Source organism: Streptomyces chisholmiae (assembly GCF_031845445.1).
Taxonomy (GTDB): Bacteria; Actinomycetota; Actinomycetes; order Streptomycetales; family Streptomycetaceae; genus Streptomyces; species Streptomyces chisholmiae.
In genome coordinates this window covers 166386-188994 of record NZ_JAVREO010000013.1, presented here as the reverse complement: position 1 = coordinate 188994, position 22609 = coordinate 166386, and the positions used below count along the sequence as shown (strand labels likewise).

The 22609-nt window shown below is 73.4% G+C and carries 24 protein-coding genes and 1 tRNA gene; 21 read left to right on the top strand and 4 right to left on the bottom strand.

Annotated elements, in window-relative coordinates; translation table 11 throughout:
* Positions 1–55: 55 nt before the first annotated feature.
* Complete coding sequence (locus tag RM844_RS21860; protein ID WP_311669019.1) at positions 56–892, top strand: GNAT family N-acetyltransferase; 837 nt, start codon at positions 56–58, stop codon at positions 890–892.
* 48 nt (positions 893–940) lie between these two features.
* Here RM844_RS21860 and RM844_RS21855 read toward each other — a convergent pair whose 3' ends face one another.
* Entirely contained in the window at positions 941–1447 is a 507-nt protein-coding gene (locus RM844_RS21855) for a DsbA family protein (RefSeq protein ID WP_311669018.1), read from the bottom strand.
* Between the two features lie 95 nt (positions 1448–1542).
* On the opposite strand from RM844_RS21855, the gene RM844_RS21850 reads away from it, so the two are divergent.
* Positions 1543–1968: a hypothetical protein gene (locus RM844_RS21850; RefSeq protein WP_311669017.1), complete on the top strand. Its 426-nt coding sequence runs from the start codon at positions 1543–1545 to the stop codon at positions 1966–1968.
* A gap of 134 nt (positions 1969–2102) precedes the next feature.
* On the top strand, positions 2103–2324 hold the full coding sequence (locus RM844_RS21845; RefSeq protein ID WP_311669063.1) for a hypothetical protein: 222 nt from the start codon (positions 2103–2105) through the stop codon (positions 2322–2324).
* A gap of 144 nt (positions 2325–2468) precedes the next feature.
* Here RM844_RS21845 and RM844_RS21840 read toward each other — a convergent pair whose 3' ends face one another.
* Positions 2469–2882, bottom strand: coding sequence for an SsgA family sporulation/cell division regulator (locus tag RM844_RS21840; RefSeq protein ID WP_003959770.1), 414 nt, complete (start codon positions 2880–2882; stop codon positions 2469–2471).
* Positions 2883–3044: 162 nt separating this feature from the next.
* Between RM844_RS21840 and RM844_RS21835 the strand changes: the two genes are divergently transcribed.
* The 4 genes from RM844_RS21835 (at position 3045) to RM844_RS21820 (ending at position 6508) form a co-directional block, all read left to right on the top strand.
* Positions 3045–3509 (top strand): SRPBCC family protein, encoded by a 465-nt coding sequence (locus tag RM844_RS21835; RefSeq protein WP_311669016.1) that lies wholly within the window; start codon positions 3045–3047, stop codon positions 3507–3509.
* Positions 3510–3615: 106 nt separating this feature from the next.
* Positions 3616–3687: transfer RNA gene (locus tag RM844_RS21830), tRNA-Val, on the top strand.
* A gap of 195 nt (positions 3688–3882) precedes the next feature.
* Complete coding sequence (gene thrS / locus RM844_RS21825) at positions 3883–5862, top strand: threonine--tRNA ligase (protein ID WP_311669015.1); 1980 nt, start codon at positions 3883–3885, stop codon at positions 5860–5862.
* 82 nt (positions 5863–5944) lie between these two features.
* Complete coding sequence (locus tag RM844_RS21820; protein ID WP_311669014.1) at positions 5945–6508, top strand: HIT family protein; 564 nt, start codon at positions 5945–5947, stop codon at positions 6506–6508.
* A gap of 57 nt (positions 6509–6565) precedes the next feature.
* On the opposite strand, the gene RM844_RS21815 is transcribed toward RM844_RS21820, so the two are convergent.
* The gene (locus RM844_RS21815; protein ID WP_311669013.1) at positions 6566–8239 is read right to left on the bottom strand and encodes a hypothetical protein; all 1674 of its coding nucleotides are present in this window, start codon (positions 8237–8239) and stop codon (positions 6566–6568) included.
* A gap of 385 nt (positions 8240–8624) precedes the next feature.
* Between RM844_RS21815 and pgsA the strand changes: the two genes are divergently transcribed.
* Genes pgsA through RM844_RS21800 form a run of 3 tightly spaced genes read left to right on the top strand, consistent with a single transcriptional unit; the run spans position 8625 to position 11468 of the window.
* On the top strand, positions 8625–9347 hold the full coding sequence (pgsA, locus tag RM844_RS21810; protein WP_311669012.1) for a phosphatidylinositol phosphate synthase: 723 nt from the start codon (positions 8625–8627) through the stop codon (positions 9345–9347).
* 7 nt (positions 9348–9354) lie between these two features.
* Positions 9355–10290, top strand: coding sequence for a phosphatidylinositol mannoside acyltransferase (locus RM844_RS21805; RefSeq protein WP_311669011.1), 936 nt, complete (start codon positions 9355–9357; stop codon positions 10288–10290).
* A complete protein-coding gene (locus RM844_RS21800; RefSeq protein WP_311669010.1) occupies positions 10290–11468 on the top strand; it encodes a glycosyltransferase family 4 protein in 1179 nt (392 codons plus the stop codon). The genes RM844_RS21805 and RM844_RS21800 overlap by 1 nt, the downstream gene beginning before the upstream one ends.
* 113 nt (positions 11469–11581) lie before the next feature.
* On the opposite strand, the gene RM844_RS21795 is transcribed toward RM844_RS21800, so the two are convergent.
* Positions 11582–12133: a GNAT family N-acetyltransferase gene (locus RM844_RS21795; RefSeq protein WP_311669009.1), complete on the bottom strand. Its 552-nt coding sequence runs from the start codon at positions 12131–12133 to the stop codon at positions 11582–11584.
* 139 nt (positions 12134–12272) lie between these two features.
* On the opposite strand from RM844_RS21795, the gene RM844_RS21790 reads away from it, so the two are divergent.
* From RM844_RS21790 to RM844_RS21740, 11 genes are all read left to right on the top strand, one after another.
* Entirely contained in the window at positions 12273–12836 is a 564-nt protein-coding gene (locus RM844_RS21790) for a hypothetical protein (RefSeq protein WP_311669008.1), read from the top strand.
* 241 nt (positions 12837–13077) lie between these two features.
* Entirely contained in the window at positions 13078–14001 is a 924-nt protein-coding gene (gene pdxS / locus RM844_RS21785) for a pyridoxal 5'-phosphate synthase lyase subunit PdxS (protein WP_311669007.1), read from the top strand.
* Between the two features lie 22 nt (positions 14002–14023).
* The gene (pdxT, locus tag RM844_RS21780) at positions 14024–14617 is read left to right on the top strand and encodes a pyridoxal 5'-phosphate synthase glutaminase subunit PdxT (protein ID WP_311669059.1); all 594 of its coding nucleotides are present in this window, start codon (positions 14024–14026) and stop codon (positions 14615–14617) included.
* 67 nt (positions 14618–14684) lie between these two features.
* The gene (locus RM844_RS21775) at positions 14685–15437 is read left to right on the top strand and encodes a YebC/PmpR family DNA-binding transcriptional regulator (RefSeq protein WP_311669006.1); all 753 of its coding nucleotides are present in this window, start codon (positions 14685–14687) and stop codon (positions 15435–15437) included.
* 189 nt (positions 15438–15626) lie between these two features.
* On the top strand, positions 15627–16187 hold the full coding sequence (gene ruvC, locus RM844_RS21770) for a crossover junction endodeoxyribonuclease RuvC (RefSeq protein WP_311669005.1): 561 nt from the start codon (positions 15627–15629) through the stop codon (positions 16185–16187).
* Entirely contained in the window at positions 16184–16813 is a 630-nt protein-coding gene (gene ruvA / locus RM844_RS21765; RefSeq protein WP_311669004.1) for a Holliday junction branch migration protein RuvA, read from the top strand. The genes ruvC and ruvA overlap by 4 nt, the downstream gene beginning before the upstream one ends.
* Positions 16814–16928: 115 nt before the next feature.
* Positions 16929–17993: a Holliday junction branch migration DNA helicase RuvB gene (ruvB, locus tag RM844_RS21760; RefSeq protein WP_311669003.1), complete on the top strand. Its 1065-nt coding sequence runs from the start codon at positions 16929–16931 to the stop codon at positions 17991–17993.
* Positions 17994–18166: 173 nt separating this feature from the next.
* Complete coding sequence (yajC, locus tag RM844_RS21755; RefSeq protein WP_311669002.1) at positions 18167–18670, top strand: preprotein translocase subunit YajC; 504 nt, start codon at positions 18167–18169, stop codon at positions 18668–18670.
* 92 nt (positions 18671–18762) lie between these two features.
* Positions 18763–20742, top strand: a complete 1980-nt coding sequence (gene secD / locus RM844_RS21750; RefSeq protein ID WP_311669001.1) for a protein translocase subunit SecD — start codon at positions 18763–18765, stop codon at positions 20740–20742.
* 1 nt (position 20743) lies between these two features.
* Positions 20744–21916 carry a protein translocase subunit SecF gene (gene secF, locus RM844_RS21745; RefSeq protein ID WP_311669000.1) on the top strand — a complete coding sequence of 391 codons (1173 nt, stop codon included), beginning with the start codon at positions 20744–20746 and terminating at the stop codon, positions 21914–21916.
* The gene (locus RM844_RS21740) at positions 21913–22482 is read left to right on the top strand and encodes an adenine phosphoribosyltransferase (protein ID WP_311668999.1); all 570 of its coding nucleotides are present in this window, start codon (positions 21913–21915) and stop codon (positions 22480–22482) included. The genes secF and RM844_RS21740 overlap by 4 nt, the downstream gene beginning before the upstream one ends.
* The last annotated feature ends 127 nt before the right edge of the window (positions 22483–22609 follow it).

The following is a 22609-nucleotide window of genomic DNA, read 5'->3' as shown; positions in this document are numbered from 1 at the left end:
ACCCGCCCAGGAGCGGCCGGAGCGAAACCCGCCGCCGCTGGGTAGGGATGCGGCGATGACCACCACCCTGCGCCCCACCGGACCCGAGGAACGCACCGCGGACCAGGGCCGGAGCCGGGCCTTCGCGATCACCGTCAACGGCCGCCGGGTCGGCGGTCTCCGGCTGGCCACCGACGCCCGCTTCGCCCACCACGCCGGCCGCCTGCTGGAGTTGACCGTGCAGCCCGCCGAACGCCGGCGCGGCCGGGCCACGGTGGCCGCGCTGGCCGCCGAGGAGGTGCTGCGGGACTGGGGCTGCGGCCAGGTCGACATCACCGTCCCGGACGGCGCGCCCGGCGCGCTGCGGCTGGCCGGCGCGCTGGGCTACACGACCAGGGGCCGCACCCTGGGCAAGGCCCTGGGCCAGCCGCCGCCCCCGCCGCCAGAGGAGAGCCGGCCGCGCGCGCTGACCGAGGCCGAGTACCAGGAGTGGCTGGCCGCCGAACGCGCCCACTACGCCGCCGCCTGGACCGAGCGCGGCGTACCGCGCGAGTGGGCCGCCTTCCGGGCACACGCGGCCACCGCGGCGGCGCTGCCCGCCGGGCTCGCCACCCCCGGGGTGCTGGCCCGGGTCCTGGAGCACCGCGGGGTGCGGGTCGGCAGCTGTTGGCTGGCGCGCACCGACCAGGCGGCGACCGGCGACCCGGTGGTGATGGGCGTGCGGGTGGCCCCCGAGCACCGGGGCCTCGGCCACGGCCACACGCTGCTGGCGCACGCCGAGCGGCTGGCGGCCGAGCGCGGCGCCGGGCGGCTGGCCGCCTACGCCTTCGCCGGCAACCTCCCGGCGACCCGGCTCGCCGTCTCCCTCGGCTACCAGCCGCTCCGCCACCACCTCAGCAAGCCGCTGCGGTAGGCCGCCGCCCAGGCCCGGCCCGAGCCGCCCGCCCCGGTCAGCCGTGGGTCAGGCGTCGGCCAGCAGCCGCTCGGCGATCCCCTCGATCCGTTCCCGCAGCCCCTCCTGCGACTTCCCGCCGTCCAGCCGCTGGCCGTCGATCAGGTAGGTCGGGGTGCCCGTCACGCCCAGGGCCTTGCCCTCGGCGTGGTCGGCGTCCACCTGGAGCAGGTGCCGGCCGTCGATCAGCGCGCCCTCCACCTCGGCCACGTCCAGGCCCAGCTCCCGGGCGACGTCCAGCAGCACCGGCTCGCCGCGCCGCCCCAGCTCGGCGGTCCGGCCCAGCAGCGCCGTCCAGTACGCGTCGCCCCGGCCCTGCGCGTACGCCTCCTCGGCGGCCTGCGCCGCCGCCATCGCGTGCGGATGGCCGGGCAGTGGGAAGTGCCGGCGCCGGATCTCCAGCGCCGGCCCGAACCGCTCGCCCAGCGCGCGCAGGTCCTCCTCGGCCCGGTGACAGTCGGGGCACTGGAGGTCACACCACACGTCGAGCACGGCGTGACCGGTCGTCTCGTTCATGGCGACCAGTCTCCCATCCGCCACGGACCCGGAGATCTCCCTGATCCGACGGCCGGACGCTGGCCTGAGCGGATTCCGTTCGGCACGATGGAGAGATGTTGACTGGCCTTGCATGCACCCTGCTGTCCGCCGCCGGCCTGGGCGTCTCGCTGCTGGTGGCCAAGCGCCGCCGGTACGCCACCGCGATGCGGTTGGCGGCGCTGTCGCTGGTGCCGGTCGGCCTCGCGATGACGGGCATCCTGCGCCTGATCATCAACATGACGTTCAACCCGGTGGCCTGGGCCGGCGTCGGCGTGCTCGGGTTCGCGCTGGTGCTCTTCGTCTCGGCCCGGCTGGCCGACCGCGGCCGCGGCGGCGGGGGCGGGGACGCCCAGCCGGCGCCCGGCACCCCGGCGGTCAGCGCGCGCGGTGCCAGCACCCCGGCGCTGCCGGCCAGCGGTGGCAAGGGCGGCAAGGCCGCCGCCGGTGGGGCGGACGACTTCTCGGACATCGAGGCCATCCTCAAGAAGCACGGCATCTGACCGCCGCCGTCCCGGCCCCGGCTGGGACGACTAGCACAACGAATGGCGCGGCCGGTGGGAAAACCGCTGATTACCGCGCGAACGAGACACGTTGATCGCGGCGCCGCGCCGCGCTGGGCCATGATCGCCGCGTCATGGCCCACATCACCGGGGAGCGGCACGCTCCCATCGCCGGGGAGCACGCTCCCGATCCCGTTCACCTGCCGCCTCGGCAGCCCGTCGACCCCGTGCCCGAGCCGGGCGCCGAGCCCAGGGGCTGCCTGTTCGCCGTCTCCCAGCCACCGCTGATGCTCTTCCTGAGCGTCATCGGCGCGCTGCTGCTGATCGCGGGGGTGCATGACCAGTTCTGGCTGTGAGGCCGGCCGGCCGCCGTCCCGCCGCCCCGCGCACGCGCCGACGCCGCCGCGGGCGGTTGCTCCGCGACGGCGCCGTGCTGTGGGGGTATCGCCGGTCCCGCACCGTCGCCCCGAGTTCAGACGGTGCGAGGGACCGGCGGGTCGTCAGCTCTCGGCCAGGATGTGGGAGAGCTCCGTGTCGAGGTCGAAGTGCCGGTGTTCCGTGCCCGGTGGCACGGCGGCGTCGGTCCGCTTGAGGAAGGATTCCAGGGCTCGGGCCGGGGCCTCAAGCAACGCCTCCCCCTCGGGGGAACTGAGGGCGATGCAGACGACTCCCTGACCATGGCTGCGGGAGGGCCAGACCCGAACGTCTCCCGTGCCCGTCGGGCGGTGCAGCCCTTCGGCCAACAGGTCGCGGGCGAAAACCCACTCGACGGTTTCTTCGGCTCCGGTGTGAAATGTGGCGTGTACGGCGTAGGGATCCGCCGTGTCATACCGCAGCCCCGCGGGTACAGGTAGTGAGGACTCGCTCGACACAACGAGGCGCAGGTGCAGCTCGCAGCTGACCGTGGTGTTCATAAGCGCCAGGGCCTTTCGCTCAGTGTGCGCTCGGGGATTCGCACGTCGGCCAAATCGAGATGCCACATACCCGTCGGTTGTAAACCGGTCTGCCCGCATTGCTCCCATTAACGTCATTCCAATGGGCGAGCCGTGATAGGGGCCGCTGCCTAGAGTGACGGCATGACGCACACCTGGTGGAGCCGTTACCAATTCGGCGGGGTCTGGCGCGTCGCCGCGCCGGCGCCGGTGGTGTTCGCGGCGCTCGACGAGCCGGCCGACTACCCGCGCTGGTGGCCGCAGATCCGCGAGGTGGTCAGGACCGGGCCGGACAGTGGCCGGGCCAGGTTCCGTTCCGTGTTGCCGCACGAGCTGCGGGTGGGGGTGCGCGCGACGGAGCGCGATCCCGACGCCGGGCGGCTGGCGATCCGGCTCACCGGCGACCTGGACGGCTGGCTGCGCTGGTCGCTCGTCCCGGTCGGCGGCGGCACGTTGGCCTGCCACGCCCAGGACTGCGTGGTCACCGGCGGCCTGCCGACGCGGCTCGGCCCGCTCGCCCGGCCCTTCTTCCGGGCCAACCACGCCGCCATGATGCGGGCCGGCGAACGCGGTCTGCGGGCCTGGACGCGGGGCCGGCGCGGCGGCTGACGGGCGGCCCGCCGGGCGGCCACGAACGGCTGGCCAAAGCCGGTTTGGACGTCAGGTGCCCTGGCCTGTATGGTTCTTCTCGTGCCGAGGGGCACGGGAGAACACCGGGCGATTAGCTCAGTGGGAGAGCGCTTCGTTCACACCGAAGAGGTCACTGGTTCGAACCCAGTATCGCCCACACCCGGGAAGGCCGGTCCGCAGCTGCGGACCGGCCTTCGTCGTCGTCCGGCGCCCGTGGCTCGGTGCGGCGGGGGCCGGTGGGCTCGGTAGCATGCGCTACGGGCCGAGAGAGGCCGCGAAGACCAGAGGGATCCAGTCGAAAACGGTTCGGGCGCCCGCGCGTCCGGCCGGTGCCGAGAACAGGAGAAGACCGGTGGCAGATGTCCGGGTGACCGTCCTACGCGACTCCGAGCGGGAAGAACGCGTGGTGGCCACGGGCACGACCGCCGGCGCCCTCTTCGAGGGCGAGCGCTCGGTGGTGGCGGCGCGGATCGGCGGCGAGTTGCGGGACCTGAGCCGCGAGCTGGCCGACGGCGACGAGGTGGCGCCGGTCGACGTGACCTCGCCCGACGGCCTCGACATCCTGCGCCACTCCACCGCGCACGTCCTCGCCCAGGCGGTCCAGGAGCTGTACCCGCGGGCCAAGCTGGGCATCGGCCCGCCCATCAAGGACGGTTTCTACTACGACTTCGACGTCGCCGAGCCGTTCACCCCGGAGGACCTCGGCCGCATCGAGAAGCAGATGCGGCGCATCCAGAAGCAGGGCCAGCGGTTCGTCCGCCGGGTGGTCACCGACGACGAGGCCCGCGCGGAGCTGGCCGACGAGCCGTACAAGTTGGAGCTGATCGGACTCAAGGGCGCGGCGGCCGACTCGGCCGAGGGCGCGGGCGCCGAGGTCGGCGCCGGCGAGCTGACCATCTACGACAACGTGGACGCCAAGACCGGCGAGCGGTCCTGGCACGACCTGTGCCGCGGCCCGCACCTGCCGAACACCCGGCTGATCCCGGCGTTCCGGCTGATGCGCTCGGCCGCCGCCTACTGGCGCGGCAGCGAGCGGAACCCGCAGCTTCAGCGGATCTACGGCACCGCCTGGCCGAGCCAGGACGAGCTGAAGGCGTACCTGGCGTTTCTCGCCGAGGCGGAGAAGCGCGACCACCGCAAACTCGGCGCCGAGCTCGACCTGTTCTCCATCCCGGAGGAGCTGGGGTCGGGCCTGGCCGTGTTCCACCCGAAGGGCGGCACCGTCCGCCGGGTGATGGAGGACTATTCGCGGCAGCGGCATGAGGCCGCCGACTACGAATTCGTCAACACCCCGCACATCACCAAGCGCAAACTCTTCGAGACCTCGGGCCACCTGCCGAACTACGCCGAGTCCATGTTCCCGGCCATGGAATTCGAGGGGCAGGACTATTACCTCAAAGCGATGAACTGCCCCATGCACAACCTGATTTTCCGGGCGCGGGGGCGCTCCTACCGGGAATTGCCGCTGCGGCTTTTCGAGTTCGGCACGGTCTACCGGTACGAGAAGTCCGGCGTGGTGCACGGCCTCACCCGGGCCCGGGGCTTCACCCAGGACGACTCGCACATCTACTGCACCAAGGAGCAGATGCCCGAGGAGCTGGACGGGCTGCTCACCTTCGTGCTGGGGCTGCTGCGCGACTACGGCCTGGACGACTTCTACCTCGAACTCTCCACCCGCGGTGACTCGGACAAGTTCATCGGCGAGCCCGAGGAGTGGGCGGAGGCCACCGACGTGCTCCGGCAGGCCGCCGAGAAGCAGGGCCTCGACCTGGTGATGGACCCGGGTGGCGCGGCCTACTACGGGCCGAAGATCTCGGTGCAGGCCAGGGACGCGATCGGCCGCACCTGGCAGATGTCCACCATCCAGGTCGACTTCCAGCAGCCCAAGCGCTTCGAGCTGGAGTACACCGCCGCCGACGGCAGCCGGCAGCGGCCGGTGATGATCCACCGGGCGCTCTTCGGCTCCATCGAGCGCTTCTTCGCGGTGCTCCTGGAGCACTACGCGGGCGCCTTCCCCCCCTGGCTGGCCCCGGTCCAGGCGGTCGGCATCCCGATCGGCGACACCCACGTCCCCTACCTCAGGGAGTTCGCCGCCGAGGCCAAGGCGGCCGGGCTGCGGATGGAGGTGGACGCCTCGGCGGACCGGATGCAGAAGAAGATCCGCAACGCCCAGCGCGCCAAGGTGCCGTTCATGGTGATCGTGGGCGACGAGGACCAGGCGGCCGGCGCGGTCAGCTTCCGCTACCGGGACGGCAGCCAGCGCAACGGCGTGCCCCGCGCGGAGGCGCTGGCGGAGATCGCCGACGTGGTCGCCCGCCGGGTCCAGGTCTGAGCCCGGGCCGCCCGCCGACCGACCGCTGATGACGAGGCCCCCGGGGTGCGCCCCGGGGGCCCTCTCGCGCGCCGGACGCCATATGCTGGCCGGCATGAGCAGCGAGCCGGAGCAGCAGATCGGGGTGGGGACGCCGGACGCGTTCCAACGCCTGTGGACGCCCCACCGGATGGCCTATATCCAGGGCGAGGGCAAACCGACCGGGACCGGCGCCGGGGACGGCTGTCCGTTCTGCGTGATCCCGGCCAAGAGCGACGAGGACGGCCTGGTGATCACCCGGGGCGAGTCGGTCTACGCGGTGCTCAACCTCTACCCGTACAACGGCGGTCACCTGCTGGTCGTGCCCTACCGCCACGTCGCCGACTACACGGAGCTGACCGAGGCGGAGACGGCCGAGCTGGCCACCCTCACCAAGGAGGCGATGACGGCGATCCGCACCGCCTCCGGGGCGCACGGCTTCAACATCGGGATGAACCAGGGGGTGGCCGCCGGCGCCGGCATCGCGCCGCACCTGCACCAGCACGTGGTGCCCCGCTGGGGCGGGGACGCCAACTTCATGCCGGTGGTCGGGCACACCAGGGTGCTGCCCCAACTCCTCGCCGACACCCGGCGGATGCTCGCCGAGGCCTGGCCGGCGCGCGGCTGAGGCGGCGGAGCCGACCGGGGTGACGCCGGCCGCGCCGGCCGGCGTCACCCGTCGGGCTCACATCCCGTACTCGTCCGAGTGCTTCGGCCCCGGGTCCTGGATCTGACCGCTGAGCGCGGCGGCGCGGGCGTCGAACGGCGCCATGTCCACGCCGTTCTCGCGGAGCACCTTGAAGGCCGCGGAGAACGCCACCCGCAGCACCGGCGTGGCGGTGCGCAGCACGTCGTCCACCATGAAGCGGTGGCCCCACGGCTTGGTGGCCCAGGTGTGCCGCAGGCCGAACGGCTCCGGCAGGCTGATGGTGCCGCCGAGCTTGTCCAGCTGCTTCGGGAACCAGGTCAGCGGCGCCCGGGCGGCCAGCCGCACCGCCTCCTTGGCGTCCACCGCCGGCAGTTCGACCTTCTTCTGCTTCCAGAACTTGGGGAACTCCCGCACCGTCTTGGTGTCCGGGCTCGGCTTCTCGCCGAAGAAGCCGTCCAGCGGCCCCAGCACGTACCCCGAGACCTCGATCCGCAGCGTCTGGTGCAGGACGGTCACGGTGATCATCATGGTGATCACCAACTCGCCCTCCCAGAGCACGAACCGGACGCCCAGGTAGTGCCGGTCACCCGAGCTGTACTGCTGCTCGTTGCAGATCCGCTGGACCTCGATGTTGCTGAAGCTGTACCCGTCGGCGTCCGGGCCCTCCGGCCTGGACACCTCGCCGGCGCCGCCGACGTGCCGCACCACCCAGTGCGTTATCACCGGCGGCTTGAAGCCGCCGGTGTGCAGCGGGCCGCGCTCCAGCAGCCGCATCTGGTCGCCGATCGCCCGGGCCACGTCCCAGCTGCGGAACGGGTCGATCTCCCGGCCCGGGTCCCGCGGCCTGAGGTCCTCGGCGAGCTGCCAGTGCCCCCAGCGGACGCCCATGCCGAGTATGCCCTTGGTGCCGGCGTAGTAGGTGAGGTTGCTCTCCTGCTCGGCGGCCAGCTTGGCCAGCCCGATCCGCAGCCGCTCGGCGTCCGCGTCGTTCGGGTTCTGCGGGACGGCCTCGGGCACCATCACGCCGGAGCCGCCGCCGCCGGCCAGCTCGCCCCAGTGCGCCCGCAGGTTCTGCGCGGTGCGCTCGGCCACCTGCTTGGCCAGGAACCAGCCGATCACCGGCGCCGGCAGCATCGCCCACAGGTAGATCTGGAGCACCCCGGTCACCGGCGCCCGCAGCACCAGCAGCACGATCAGGCCGGCGATCGCCGCCAGCAGCAGCGTCCCGAGCGCGCCCGCCCGCTTGTCCTGCGAGCCGGCGAAGGACCGGCGCAGCTGGAACATGCCGAGCCAGATGGCGACGCCCGGCAGGAACAGCAGGCCGAAAACCGCCATGATCACCGTCAGCCGGCGGTCCCGCTGCCGCCGGATGCGCTTGGCGGCCAGCGCGTGCTCCACCACGGCCTGTGGCTCCGCGCCGAAGGACTGGATCAGCGGCTTGCGGCCCTCGGCCAGCATCCGGGTCTCTATCGCCCGGGTGAACGCCTCGCCCAGGTTGGGCTCCAGCAGGGTGAACCGGCCCTTGCTCACCCCGGCCGCGTCGTTGGGCTGCTTGATCTTGTCGGGCGCCCCCTCACGGTAGGCGACCGAGGCGATCCGCTGGCTGAGCCCCGTACCGCCGCTGCCCGAGGTGGACAGCGGCACCTGCGCTCCCGGAGCGAAGTCGAACTCGACTCCCGCCGCCTTCCGCAGGTCGTCAAGCGCCGTCATGACCGACCCCACTCCCTGACTCGTTCGGCGGGGAGTCCCCGCCGAGGAACCGTCCTAGCGTCACCGAAGACCACCGAGACCACCGAGACCACCGAAGCCCATCAGAGAACATCGCTTCCCACCGAGAGACCCGCCCGCACCCGAACGCGGCACCGCACAGCGCCCCGGGCGCCGCCGGCATCCGCCGACAGGCCCGTTCCCGCCCCGCGGGCCCGGCACACCTGCCGGCACCAGCCTAGCGGCGGACCGCACAACGGCGCTGCCAGACAGGCCAGTTCCCGCCGCCGGGGCGGGGTGGGCCGGCGGCCGGACGCGGCGTGACTACGATGGGCTCTCCGGCGGCCGCCCGACCCGCGCGGCCCGACGCACACCCCCTGGGAAGGACATGCTCAACAAGTACGCGCGTGCATTCTTCACGCGTGTCCTCACTCCGTTCGCCGCCCTGCTGCTCCGCCTGCGGGTGAGCCCGGACGCGGTGACGCTCGTCGGAACCGCCGGAGTGATGGCGGGAGCGCTGGCCTTCTTCCCCAGGGGAGAGTTCTTCTGGGGCACCGTCGTCATCACCCTGTTCGTCTTCTCCGACCTGGTGGACGGGAACATGGCACGGCAGCTGGGCGTCTCCAGCCGCTGGGGCGCCTTCCTCGACTCCACCCTGGACCGGGTCGCCGACGCGGCGATCTTCGCCGGCATCGCCCTCTGGTACGCCGGCGGCGGCGACGACCAACTCCTGTGCTCCGTCACGTTGTTCTGCCTGGCCAGCGGCCAGGTGGTCTCCTACACCAAGGCCCGCGGCGAGAGCATCGGCCTGCCGGTGGCGGTCAACGGCCTGGTGGAGCGGGCCGAGCGGCTGGTGATCACCCTGGTCTGCGCCGGCTTCGCCGGCTGGGAGCGCACCTTCGGCGTGCCACACATCGACCTGCTGCTGCCCGTGGCGCTCTGGGTGGTGGCCGTCGGCAGCCTGGTCACCCTCGTCCAGCGGATGGTCACGGTCCGGCGCGAGTCGGCCGAGGCCGACGCCGCCGACGCCGCGGCTGAGGCTGACGCCGCCGAGGCCGCCGGGCGCGCGCCCGGCGCCGGTTCCCGGGAGGGGACGACCGAGCAGACATGAGGGAGACATGAGAGAACGTCTCGCCGACCTCGGGTACCAGCTCGGCTGGAGCACCGTCAAACGCCTGCCCGAGCCGGCCGCGCTGGCCCTCGGGCGGCGGGCGGCGGACTCCGCCTGGCGCCGGCGCGGCCCCCGCGTCCAGCAGCTGGAGGCCAACCTCGCCCGGGTGGTGCCGGAGGCCGACGAGGCCGCGCTCCGGGAGCTGTCCCGGGCCGGCATGCGCAGCTACCTGCGCTACTGGGTGGAGTCCTTCCGGCTCCCGGTGTGGAGCCGGGAGCGGATCGGCGCCTCGCTGCGGCTGGACGACGTCCACCACCTGACCGACGGCATCGCCGCCGGCCGGGGCGTGGTGCTGGCGCTGCCGCACCTGGCCAACTGGGACCTGGCCGGCAGCTGGCTGGTCACCGAGCTGCGCACCCCGTTCACCACGGTCGCCGAGCGGCTGAGGCCGGAGCGGCTCTTCGACCGGTTCATCGCCTACCGCGAGGGGCTGGGCATGGAGGTGGTGGCGCACGACGGCGGCGCCGCCTTCGGCCGGCTGGCCCGCCGGCTGCGCGCCGGCGGGGTGGTCGCGCTGGTCGCCGACCGCGACCTGTCCGCCTCCGGGGTGCCCGTCGACTTCTTCGGCGAGCGGGCCAGCATGCCGGCTGGCCCGGCGCTGCTCGCGCAGCAGACCGGCGCCGCCCTGCTGCCGGTCTCGCTCTGGTACGACGACACCCCGGTGATGCGCGGCCGGGTGATGGCCCCGCTGCCGGTGCCCGAGGCGGGCACCAGGGCCGAGCGCACCGCCGCCCTGACCCAGGCCCTGGCGGACCGGTTCGCCGAGGCCATCGCCGCCCACCCGCAGGACTGGCACATGCTGCAACGGCTGTGGGCCGCCGACCTGAAGGACCCGCCGGCCGAGCCGGCCGACCAGGCCCGCCGGGCCGAGGAGCCGCGCTGATGAGGATCGGCATCGTCTGCCCCTACTCCTGGGACGTCCCCGGCGGGGTGCAGTTCCACGTCCGGGACCTGGCCGAGCACCTCATCGCCCGCGGCCACGAGGTCTCCGTGCTGGCCCCGGCCGACGAGGAGACCGCGCTGCCGCCCTACGTGGTCGGCGCCGGCCGGGCCGTCTCCGTGCCCTACAACGGCTCGGTGGCCCGGGTGAACCTGGGCCTGATGTCGGCGAGTCGGGTGCGGCGCTGGGTCAAGGAGGGCGACTTCGAGGTCCTGCACATCCACGAGCCGGTGGTGCCCTCGCTGGGGCTGCTGACCTGCTGGGCGGCGCGCGGCCCGATCGTCGCCACCTTCCACACCTCCAACCAGCGGTCCCGCGCGATGGTCGCCGCCTACCCGATCCTGCAACCGGCGCTGGAGAAGATCAGCGCCCGGATCGCGGTCAGCGAGTACGCCAGGCGGACCCTGGTGGAGCACCTCGGCGGGGACGCGGTGGTCATCCCCAACGGCGTGGACGTGGACTTCTTCGCCGCCGCCGAGCCCAGGCAGGAGTGGTCGGGTGGGACGCTCGGCTTCATCGGCCGGATCGACGAGCCGCGCAAGGGCCTGCCGGTGCTGATGAAGGCGCTGCCGGCGATCCTGCGGGCCCGCCCGGGGACCCGGCTGCTGGTCGCCGGGCGCGGCGACGAGCAGGAGGCACTGGCCCTGCTGCCCACCGAACTGCACGGCCAGGTCGAGTTCCTGGGCATGGTCAGCGACGAGGACAAGGCCCGGCTGCTGCGCAGCGTGGACGTCTATGTCGCGCCGAACACCGGTGGCGAGAGCTTCGGGATCATCCTGGTGGAGGCGCTCTCCGCCGGCGCCCCGGTGCTGGCCAGCGACCTCGACGCGTTCGCCCAGGTGTTGGACGGCGGCGCCGCCGGGGAGCTGTTCGCCAACGAGGACGCCGACGCGCTGGCCGCCGCCGCCGTCCGGCTGCTGGGCGACGCCGACCGCCGCGCCGAGCTGACCAAGCGGGGCAGCGCCCACGTCCGGCGCTTCGACTGGTCCACGGTCGGTGCCGACGTGCTGGCCGTCTACGAGACGGTCACCGCCGGCGCCGGGGCGGTCGCCCCGGACGACCGGGTCGGGCTGTTGGGCCGCCTCGGCTTCGCCCGGGAGCCGGGCCCGCCGGCCGGCTAGGCCGACCCACCCGGGTCGCCGGGCCCGGGCCCCGGGCCGGCCGCCGGTCCGGGGCGGGTCGCCGTGCCCGGCCCCGCCGGCCGGCCGCCGGTCCGGGGGAGAGGCCCGGCCGGTCAGCCGGAGCCGTCCGGCGTGGCCGGCGGCCACTCCTCGGCGAGCAGGCCGAGCAGCACCATGTCCAGGAACTCGCCCAGCACCCAGGCCGCCGAGCGCAGTACGCCCTCGCGGACGAAGCCGTTACGTTCGGCGGCGCCCAGCATCGCGGCGTTGTCGGCCAGCGTCTCGATCTGCAGCCGCCGCAGACCGCGCACGGTGAAGCCGTAGTGGCACAGCGCCGCGACCACGTCGGTGCCGTAGCCCTGGCCGCGGGCGGCCGGCCGCAGTCCGAGGCCGACGTGCGCCGACCGGTTGTGCGGGTCGATGCCCCACAGTGTCGCGGTGCCGATCAGGGTGCCGCCGGCCAGCTCCACCACGGAGAACGGCACCAGGCCCGGCGCGGTGTCGTCCACCACCAGCCGCGGGTCCGGCGCGCCGGGCGTGATCGGCCGCCACGGCTGGCCGTCGGCCCGCGCGGCGTTGACCACGTCGTCGTACAACTCGGCCCGCAGGATCGGGATGTCCTCCTGGTGCCGGGCCCGGAGCCCGACCTTGTTACCCCTCAGCATGCGGGCTTCCTATCCGACCGGGCGGACGGACGGCAACCGGGCGGCCCGGCGGGCGGCGAGCCGTCCGCCCGGTCGTTCGACGGTGGCCGGCGCGGGCCGCCCGGCCGGCGCGCCGCCGACGCCGGTAGGGTGACCGGGCGTGACCACAGTCATCGTTGTCCTCGCCGCCCTGCTGCTGATCGGTGTCTACCTGAGCTGGACCGCGGGCCGGCTGGACCGGTTGCACGCCAGGATCGACGCGGCCAGGGCCGCCCTCGACGCCCAGCTGCTCCGCCGCGCCTCCATCACCCAGGAACTGGCCACCGCCGGGGTCTTCGACCCGGCCGCCGCCATGGTCCTCTACCAGGCGGCGCACGCCGCCCGGCTCGCCGAGGACGAGCAACGCGAGGTGGCCGAGAGTGAGTTGACCCAGGCGCTGCGCGCGGTCTTCGCCGAGCGCGCGCAGGTGGACGCCGTGCTGGACGCGCCGGGCGGCGAGGACAGCGCGGCCGAGCTGGTCGCCGCCGTCCGCCGGGTGCCGATGGCCCGCCGCTTCCACAACGACGCGGTGCGTGCCGCCCGCGCCGTCCGCCGGCACCGGATGGTCCGCTGGCTGCGGCTGGCCGGCCACGCGCCGTTCCCGTTGGCCTTCGAGATGGACGACGAGCCCCCGGCCGCGCTGCTGCTGCCGCTGACCCGGCGGGAGTCGGCCGAGGGAGAGTGAGCGCCGGCGGCCTTGCTCCGGGGGCCACCGGGGGACGATTGGCCCTTCCGGAACGGGGGGCGGCGGCGGTCCAATGGAGCCCGACGGCTCCTCGGTGACCGCGCCCCCGAGCGCGCGCCCGGCGTCCCCGCCCAGGGACCGTGGTGAGGGGGACCGGGGCGACGGGAACGCTCCGGTGTCGGCCTACCATGGGGTTGTCGCATTTTCCCGATTCCTTCGCCCTGTCGAGTGAGGTCAATCCGTGTCCCAGACGCCCGAAAGCAGCACCCCCGCCACGACGGCCCCGGAGACCGGCACCGCCCGCGTCAAGCGCGGCATGGCCGAGCAGCTCAAGGGCGGGGTGATCATGGACGTGGTCACCCCCGAGCAGGCCAGGATCGCCGAGGACGCCGGCGCGGTGGCCGTGATGGCGCTGGAGCGGGTGCCGGCCGACATCCGCAAGGACGGCGGCGTGGCCCGCATGTCCGACCCGGACATGATCGACGGCATCATCGAGGCCGTCTCCATCCCGGTGATGGCCAAGTCCAGGATCGGGCACCTGGTCGAGGCCCAGGTCCTGCAGGCGCTGGGCGTCGACTACATCGACGAGTCCGAGGTGCTCACCCCGGCCGACGAGGTCAACCACACCGACAAGTGGTCCTTCACCACCCCCTTCGTCTGCGGTGCCACCAACCTGGGCGAGGCGCTGCGCCGGATCGCCGAGGGCGCCGCCATGATCCGCTCCAAGGGCGAGGCCGGCACCGGCAACGTGGTCGAGGCCGTCCGCCACATGCGGCAGATCAGGGGCGAGATCGGCCGGCTGCGCGCGCTGGACAACCACGAGCTGTACGCGGCGGCCAAGGAGCTGCGCGCCCCCTACGAGCTGGTCCGCGAGGTCGCCGAGCTGGGCAGGCTCCCGGTGGTGCTGTTCTCCGCCGGCGGCGTGGCCACCCCGGCCGACGCCGCGCTGATGCGGCAGCTGGGCGCCGAGGGCGTCTTCGTCGGCTCCGGCATCTTCAAGTCGGGCGACCCGGCCAAGCGGGCCGCCGCCGTGGTGAAGGCGACCACCTTCTACGACGACCCCAAGGTGATCGCGGACGTCTCCCGCGGCCTGGGCGAGGCCATGGTCGGCATCAACCTGGACACCCTGCCCGACGGCGAGCGGTACGCCTCCCGTGGCTGGTGACACCACCGCCGGGCCGCCCGGGATCGGGACGCCCGAGATCGGGGTGCTCGCCCTCCAGGGCGACGTCCGCGAACATCTCGACGCGCTGCGCGCGGCCGGGGCCTCGCCCCGGCCGGTGCGCCGGCCCGAGGAACTGGCCGCGGTCGCCGGCCTGGTGATCCCGGGCGGCGAGTCCACCACCATCTCCAAGCTGGCCACCGCCTTCGGGCTGCTGGAGCCGCTGCGCGCCCGGGTCGCCGACGGGCTGCCGGTCTACGGCTCCTGCGCCGGGATGATCATGCTCGCCGACAAGATCCTGGACCCCAGGTCGGGCCAGGAGACGGTGGGCGGCATCGACATGATCGTCCGGCGCAACGCGTTCGGCCGGCAGAACGAGTCCTTCGAGGCGCCCGTCGAGGTGGCCGGCGTGCCGGGCGGCCCGGTGCGCGGCGTGTTCATCCGCGCGCCGTGGGTGGAGTCCGTCGGCGCCGCCGCCGACTCGCTGGCCGAGTTCCGCGGGCACAGCGTCGCCGTCCGGCAGGGCAACCTGCTGGCCACCGCGTTCCACCCCGAGCTGACCGGGGACCACCGGGTGCACGGGCTCTTCGTCGCCATGGTGCGCGCGGCCGGTCACTGAGCTGCCGGTAGGATCGCTGGGCGATTGACGTAACAGGAATAGTTGGCGACATCGAAGGAGCAGCGCTGTGTCCGGCCACTCCAAGTGGGCAACCACCAAGCACAAGAAGGCCGTGATCGATGCCAAGCGCGGCAAGCTGTTCGCCAAGCTGATCAAGAACATCGAGGTCGCGGCCCGCACCGGCGGCGGCGACCCGGACGGCAACCCCACCCTCTTCGACGCCATCCAGAAGGCGAAGAAGAGCTCCGTGCCCAACAACAACATCGACCGGGCGGTCAAGCGGGGCGCGGGGCTTGAGGCCGGCGGCGCGGACTACCAGACGATCATGTACGAGGGCTACGGCCCCAACGGCGTCGCGGTGCTCATCGAGTGCCTCACCGACAACCGCAACCGCGCCGCCTCCGACGTGCGGGTGGCGATGACCCGCAACGGCGGCTCGATGGCGGACCCGGGCTCGGTCTCCTACCTCTTCCACCGCAAGGGCGTGGTGATCGTCCCCAAGGCGGGGCTGTCCGAGGACGACGTGCTGACCGCGGTGCTGGAGGCCGGCGCCGAGGAGGTCAACGACCTGGGCGAGTCCTACGAGGTGGTCAGCGAGGCCAGCGACCTGGTCCCGGTCCGCAGCGCGCTGCAGGAGGCCGGGATCGACTACGACTCGGCCGAGAACAGCTTCGTCCCCACCATGCAGGTGGAGCTGGACGAGGAGGGCGCCCGCAAGATCTTCCGGCTGATCGACGCGCTGGAGGACAGCGACGACGTGCAGAACGTCTTCGCCAACTTCGACGTAGCCGACGACGTGATGGCCCGGGTCGACGCCTGACCTCCGGGGCGGGCCGGCCCCCGGCCCGGCCCCGGCCGGCAACGCCCCGGCGTCGCGCGCCCGTTGCCGCGCGGGGCGCTCCGCCACGCCGGTCGGGGCGGCCCGCCGCCCCGTTGTCAGTGGTCGCCGGTAGCCTGCCCAACGGCTGGTCAAAAGGCGGGCCGTGGGGGCGAGAGCTGAGGAGTGCCGGTGCGGGTGCTGGGAGTTGACCCGGGGCTGACCCGCTGTGGCGTGGGTGTGGTGGAGGGCACGGTCGGCCGCCCACCCCGGATGCTCGGCGTCGGGGTGATCCGCACCCCCGCCGAGCAGGACACGGCGGAGCGGCTGGTGCTGATCGAGCGCGGGATAGAGGAGTGGCTCGACGCGCACCGGCCGGAGTCCGTCGCCGTCGAGCGGGTCTTCAGCCAGCACAACGTCCGCACCGTGATGGGCACCGCGCAGGCCAGCGCGGTCGCCATGCTCTGCGCCGCGCGGCGCGGGCTGCCCGTCGCGCTGCACACGCCGAGCGAGGTCAAGGCCGCCGTGACCGGCAGCGGCCAGGCGGACAAGGCGCAGGTCGGCGCCATGGTGACGCGCCTGCTCCGGCTGGCCGAGCCGCCGAAGCCGGCCGACGCCGCCGACGCGCTGGCCCTGGCGATCTGCCACATCTGGCGCTCGCCGGGTCAACAGCGGCTCGCGGCCGCCCGGTTCGCCGCCCCCGGCCGCCGCCACCCCGCCGTTCCCCCGCCGAAGGGCAGCTCAGCCGCATGATCTCCTTTGTCTCCGGGCCCGTCGCCGCGCTCACCCCGGACCACGCCGTGGTCGAGGTCGGGGGCGTGGGCATGGCCGTCCGCTGCGCCCCCGGCACGCTGGCCGCGCTCCGGGTCGGCGAGCCGGCCCGGCTCGCCACCTCCCTGGTCGTCCGGGAGGAGTCCCTCACCCTCTACGGCTTCGCCGACGACGACGAGCGCCAGGTTTTCGAGCTGCTGCAGACCGCCAGCGGCGTCGGGCCCCGGCTCGCCCAGGCGATGCTCGCCGTGCACGCCCCGGACGCGCTGCGGGCGGCCGTGGCCACGGGCGACGAGAAGGCCCTCACCGCCGTCCCCGGCATCGGCAAGAAGGGCGCGCAGAAGCTGCTGCTGGAGCTGAAGGACCGGCTCGGCCCGCCGGTCGGCGCCGCGCTGCCGCCGGCCCAGCGCTCGGCGGCCGCGCCCCCGCCCGGCTGGAGCGAGCAGCTGGTCGCCGCGCTGGTCGGCCTCGGCTACCAGCCCCGGGAGGCGGAGCAGGCCGTCGAGACGGTCCGCCCGCAGGCCGAGGCCACCCTCGCCGAGGGCGCCCAGCCGGCCGTGCCGCCGCTGCTGCGGGCCGCGCTCCAGTCGCTCAACCGCGCCAGGTAGCCGCCGGCGCCCCGCCGCCCCGGCCGCGGGGCCGTCGAAGGACCGCCCCCGACCGCCGACCACGCCCCGACCCGCGGGCCGCCGAGCCCGGCGCCCAGCCCAGGAGGAGAGCCAAGTGAGCCCGGACGAGAACACCCCGGCCGGCGGCGCCGAGCGCCTGGTCGGCGCGGTGGCCGACGGGGAGGACACGGCGGTCGAGGCCGCGCTCCGGCCGAAGGACCTGGGCGAGTTCATCGGCCAGACCCGGGTGCGCGAGCAGCTCGACCTGGTGCTCCGGGCGGCGAGGGCCAGGGGCGGCACGGCCGACCACGTGCTGCTCTCCGGCGCGCCGGGGCTCGGCAAGACCACCCTCTCCATGATCATCGCCGCCGAGATGGGGGCGCCGATCCGGATCACCTCGGGCCCGGCCATCCAGCACGCCGGCGACCTGGCGTCGATCCTCTCCTCGTTGACGGACGGCGAGGTCCTCTTTCTGGATGAGATCCACCGGATGTCCCGGCCGGCCGAGGAGATGCTCTACATGGCCATGGAGGACTTCCGGGTGGACGTGGTGGTCGGCAAGGGGCCGGGTGCCACCGCCATTCCGCTGGAGCTGCCCCCGTTCACCCTGGTGGGTGCCACCACCAGGGCCGGGCTGCTGCCGCCCCCGCTGCGGGACCGGTTCGGCTTCACCGGGCACATGGAGTTCTACGAGCCGGCCGAGCTGGAGCGGGTGGTGGGCCGCTCGGCCGGGCTGCTGGACGTCGAGATCAGCGCCGAGGGCGCCGCCGAGATCGCCGGCCGTTCCCGTGGCACCCCGCGGATCGCCAACCGGCTGCTGCGCAGGGTCAGGGACTACGCGCAGGTCAGAGCGGACGGCGTGGTCACCAGGGAGATCGCGGCGCAGGCCCTTGAGGTCTACGAGGTGGACGCCAGGGGCCTGGACCGGCTGGACCGCGCGGTGCTCCGCGCCCTGCTGGAGCTGTTCGGCGGTGGCCCGGTCGGGCTCTCCACGCTGGCGGTCGCGGTGGGGGAGGAGCGCGAGACGGTGGAGGAGGTCGCCGAGCCGTTCCTGGTCCGTGAGGGCCTGCTGGCCCGCACCCCCAGGGGCCGGGTGGCCACCCCGGCGGCCTGGCACCACCTGGGGCGTACGCCCCCCGTCGCGCCCCCCGCCGGACAACCCGGACTGTTCGGGACGTGACGCCATCACGTGCCCGCCGGCTGACGCCCTGTGGAACTTCGATAACATCCAGGACGTTGTTCCCCTGGCGCAGCCTCGCTTAGACTCCGCCGATGCCATCCGCCCCATGGGACGGCAACTGACCCCCGAATGCCGGGCCGCGACAGCGGCCAAACAAAGGAATTTCCTCCGCCGTGGATATCGCGTTTCTCTTCCCGTTCATTCTGCTCATCGGCGTCATGTTCCTCATGTCGCGTTCCGCCAAGAACCGCCAGCGTCAAGCGATGGAGATGCGGGACTCGATGGAGCCCGGCACCGGCGTGCGGACCATCGGTGGCATGTACGCCGAGGTCAAGGAGGTGCGCGAGGACACGGTGCTGCTTGAGGTGGCTCCGGGGGTGCACGCCATCTACGCCAAGAACGCCATCGGCGCGGTGCTCGACGAGGAGGAGTTCGAGCGCATCATCAACGGCGACCTGCCGGAGGACGACGAGGACTCCGTGGTGGTGCCCGACGACGCCTCCTCGCTGACCGCCGACGAGACCGAGGGCCGGGTCGGCCTGGAGAAGCCCGACCGCGAGGACCGCGACGAGGACGAGAGCCGCGCGGACGACGAGACCGACCGGGGCGAGGACGCGGTGGCCAAGCGCCGTCGTGACCAGGACGACGACGAAGGCGAGAGCGGTTCCAAGGCGTGAAGGCGACGGCATCGGCCGTCCGTCAGTCATCCCGCTGAGCCTTGCCGCGAGCACCGGGCGCGCGGGTCTTTGGACAGGAAGAAGACGAGAAGGTGGCGACACCGAAGAAGGACCTCAGGTCCTCACGAAAGCGGGATCTCGGGTCCCGGGGCCAGGGCAAGCCCGGTCGGGCACTGGCGTTGATCCTGCTGATCGTGATCGCGCTCACCGCGGGGATGTTCGCTTCGGGGCACACCACACCCCGACTCGGCATCGACCTCGCCGGCGGCACCAGCATCACGCTGACCGCCCGGCCGGACGCCGATGACGCGGACGCGGTCAACGCGACCAACCTGAACACGGCGGTCTCGATCATCGAGCGCCGGGTCAACGGCCTGGGCGTGCAGGAGGCCGAGGTCCAGACCCAGGGCGCCGAGAACATCATCGTCAACATCCCCAAGGGGACGGACGAGGAGGCGGCCCGGGAGCAGGTCGGCACCACCGCGCAGCTGGGCTTCCGCCCGGTGCTCAGCGTGGCCGGCGCCGCTCCGGTCCAGGAGCAGCCAGCGCCCGAGGACGGTGCCGAGGAAGGCACCGAGGAGGGGGCTGACGAGGGCACCGGGGAGGAAGGCGCCGAGGAGGAGGGCGCCGGGGAGGAGGGCGCCGGGGACGGCACCGAGGAGTCCACGGACGAGCCCGCCGAGGGCGAGACCGAGGGGACCGAGGAGCAGCCGGCCGAGGAGCCCACCGACGGCGAGTCCGGCGACGGCACCGAGACCCAGGGCGCCCGCGCCCCCACCGCGCTGGACGAGGGCGGCCTCTCGCCCGCCTCCTACCGCACCGCCGACGCGGACGAGGAGACCCCGGAGGAGGAGACTCCCGCCGAGGACGGCACCGAGGAGCCCGCCGAGGACGGCACGGAGGAGCCGACCGAGGAGCCCGCCGAGGGCAACACCGGGGACCCGGCCGCGGACGCCGCCGCCCTCCAGGCCAGCCTCGCGGCGCTGGACTGCACCACGGACGAGTCCCGGCTGGAGGCCAGCCGCGCCGCCGCCGAGGCGAAGGACGAGGACACGGTCGTCGCCTGCGACACCGACGGCCTCTACAAGTACGCGCTCGGCCCGGTCGCCGTGCCCGGCACCGACGTCAGCGACGCCAACGCCATGTACGACACCCAGCTCGGCCAGGGCTGGATCGTCCAGATGGAGTTCAACAGCGCCGGCGCCGAGAAGTTCGCCGACATCACCTCCCAGCTCTCCACCCAGGCGCAGCCGCAGAACCAGTTCGCCATCGCGCTGGACGGCGAGGTCGTCTCGGCCCCCAGTGTCCGCGAGCGGCTGGGCGGCGGCCGGGCGGAGATCTCCGGCAGCTTCGACCAGGAGTCCTCCGAGGAGCTGGCCAACATCCTGAAGTACGGCGCGCTGCCGCTGAGCTTCGAGGAGTCCAGCGTCTCCACGGTCTCCCCGATGCTCGGTGGGGAGCAGCTGCGGGCCGGTCTGATCGCCGGCGGCATCGGCATGCTCCTGGTCGTGCTGTACATGCTGGTCTACTACCGTGGGCTGTCCGCCATCGCGATCGTCAGCCTGCTGGTCTCCGGCGCCCTGACGTACTCGATCATGTCGCTGCTCGGGCCGGCCATCGGCTTCGCGTTGAACCTGCCGGCCGTCTGTGGCGCGATCGTCGCCATCGGCATCACGGCCGACTCGTTCATCGTGTACTTCGAACGGATAAGGGACGAGATCCGCGAGGGACGCACGCTGCGGCCCGCCGTGGAGCGGGCCTGGCCGCGCGCCCGGCGCACCATCCTGGTCTCCGACTTCGTCTCCTTCCTGGCCGCCGCGGTCCTCTTCGTGGTCAGCGTCGGCAAGGTGCAGGGCTTCGCGTTCACGCTGGGCCTGACCACGCTGCTCGACGTGCTGGTGGTCTTCCTCTTCACCAAGCCGCTGATGACGCTGGTGGCGCGGCGGAAGTTCTTCTCCAGCGGACACCCCTGGTCCGGTCTCGACCCGAAGCGGCTCGGCGCCCCGCCGCCGTTGCGCCGCGCCGGCCGGCGCCCCGCCCCCGTCGTCCCGTCCGACCCGCAGGAGGCCTGAGATGTCCCGACTCGGTGATCTCGGCGCCCGGCTCTACCGCGGCGACGTCAGCCTCGACATCGTGGGTGCCCGCAAGATCTGGTACGCGGTCTCCATCCTCATCACCATCCTCGCCTTCGGCGCGCTGCTGCTGCGCGGGCTGCACATGGGCGTGGAGTTCGAGGGCGGCGCGGTGTACACCACGCCCGCCACGGACGTCTCCGTCGAGGAGGTCAGGGACGTCGCCGAGGAGACCTCGGGCAGCATGGCCCTGGTCCAGACCCTCGGCGACGACGGCACCATGCGGATCCAGGTCAGCGGCCTGGACACGGAGACCTCCAACGAGACCAGGGCGGCCCTGGCGGAGGCGTTGGGCATCCCGACCACGGATCTCAACGCCGAGCTGATCGGCCCCAGCTGGGGCAAGCAGATCGCCGACCGGGCCTGGCAGGGGCTGGCGATCTTCATGGTGCTGGTGGTGATCTACCTGGCCATCGCCTTCGAGTGGCGGATGGCCCTGGCCGCGCTGATCGCCCTGGTGCACGACCTGACGATCACCGTCGGCGTCTACGCCCTGGTGGGCTTCGAGGTCACCCCGGGCACGGTGATCGGTCTGCTGACCATCCTCGGGTACTCGCTCTACGACACGGTGGTGGTCTTCGACGGCCTGAAGGAGACCACGCACAACTTCACCCGGCAGTCCCGCTTCACCTACCACGAGCTGGCCAACCGCAGCCTCAACGCGACCCTGGTGCGGTCCATCAACACCTCGGTGGTGGCGCTGCTGCCGGTCGGCGGCCTGCTCTTCATCGGCGGTGGCGTGCTCGGCGGTGGGATGCTCAACGACATCGCGCTGTCGATCTTCGTGGGCCTGGCCGCGGGCGCCTACTCCTCGATCATGATCGCCACCCCGCTGGTGGCCGACCTGAAGGCGCGGGAGCGGGAGGTCGCAGCGCAGAACCGCCGGGTGCTCAACAAGCGCGCCAAGCGGGCCGAGGCCGGCGCCGCCGAGTCCGACGCGGACCTGGACGCCGAGGCCTCGGAGGACGAGCCCGGCCCCGCGGTCGAGGCCGATGACCAGCCGGGCGACGAGCCGGACGAGGCGGTCGGGGTCGGCGGCCAGCGCCGTGGCCCGCGCCGCCAGCCGGTCTCCCGCGCCCGGGGCAAGAACCGTCCCTCCGGAAAGCGGCGGTGACCCGGGTGACCGTCTCCTACCAGGTCCCGGATGGCCTGTCCGAGCTGCTGCTCAGCCGGGTGCGCGAGGTGCCCGACTACCCGAAGCCGGGGATCGCCTTCAAGGACATCACCCCGCTGCTGGCCGATCCGGAGGCGTTCGGCGCGCTGGTCGAGGCGCTCGCCACCCTGGCCAGGGAGCTGGGTGCCACCAAGATCGTCGGCCTGGAGGCCAGGGGCTTCATCCTCGGCGCGCCGGTGGCGCTGGCCGCCGGGGCCGGCTTCATCCCGGTCCGCAAGGCCGGCAAGCTGCCGGGCGCCACCCTCGCCCAGTCCTACGACCTGGAGTACGGCAGCGCCGAGATCGAGATCCACGCCGAGGACCTGACCGCCGACGACCGGGTGCTGGTGGTGGACGACGTGCTGGCCACCGGTGGCACGGCGGAGGCGGCGATCAGTCTGGTGCGGCGGACGGGGGCCGGCCTCGTCGGACTGGCCGTGCTGATGGAGCTGGGTTTCCTGCCGGGTGGCGAGCGGGTCAGGAAGGCCCTGGGCGACGCCCCCTACCAGGCACTGCTCACCGTCTGACAGCGTTCGTGACCCTCGGGGGTGCCCGCCGGCGCGGTGGGCACCCCCGTTGGTGTGCCGGCTGAACGCGAAGGCTGCGCCCGGGCTCGTTACCATGGCAGTCCGATCGTTCCTCGGCCGGACTTCT

Coding starts and splice junctions, on each gene's coding strand:
- RM844_RS21860 (WP_311669019.1), top strand. CDS start 56: ATGACCACCACCCTGCGCCCCACCGGACCCGAGGAACGCACCGCGGAC.
- RM844_RS21855 (WP_311669018.1), bottom strand. CDS start 1,447: ATGAACGAGACGACCGGTCACGCCGTGCTCGACGTGTGGTGTGACCTC.
- RM844_RS21850 (WP_311669017.1), top strand. CDS start 1,543: ATGTTGACTGGCCTTGCATGCACCCTGCTGTCCGCCGCCGGCCTGGGC.
- RM844_RS21845 (WP_311669063.1), top strand. CDS start 2,103: ATGGCCCACATCACCGGGGAGCGGCACGCTCCCATCGCCGGGGAGCAC.
- RM844_RS21840 (WP_003959770.1), bottom strand. CDS start 2,882: ATGAACACCACGGTCAGCTGCGAGCTGCACCTGCGCCTCGTTGTGTCG.
- RM844_RS21835 (WP_311669016.1), top strand. CDS start 3,045: ATGACGCACACCTGGTGGAGCCGTTACCAATTCGGCGGGGTCTGGCGC.
- RM844_RS21820 (WP_311669014.1), top strand. CDS start 5,945: ATGCTGGCCGGCATGAGCAGCGAGCCGGAGCAGCAGATCGGGGTGGGG.
- RM844_RS21815 (WP_311669013.1), bottom strand. CDS start 8,239: ATGACGGCGCTTGACGACCTGCGGAAGGCGGCGGGAGTCGAGTTCGAC.
- pgsA (WP_311669012.1), top strand. CDS start 8,625: ATGCTCAACAAGTACGCGCGTGCATTCTTCACGCGTGTCCTCACTCCG.
- RM844_RS21805 (WP_311669011.1), top strand. CDS start 9,355: ATGAGAGAACGTCTCGCCGACCTCGGGTACCAGCTCGGCTGGAGCACC.
- RM844_RS21800 (WP_311669010.1), top strand. CDS start 10,290: ATGAGGATCGGCATCGTCTGCCCCTACTCCTGGGACGTCCCCGGCGGG.
- RM844_RS21795 (WP_311669009.1), bottom strand. CDS start 12,133: ATGCTGAGGGGTAACAAGGTCGGGCTCCGGGCCCGGCACCAGGAGGAC.
- ruvA (WP_311669004.1), top strand. CDS start 16,184: ATGATCTCCTTTGTCTCCGGGCCCGTCGCCGCGCTCACCCCGGACCAC.
- secF (WP_311669000.1), top strand. CDS start 20,744: ATGTCCCGACTCGGTGATCTCGGCGCCCGGCTCTACCGCGGCGACGTC.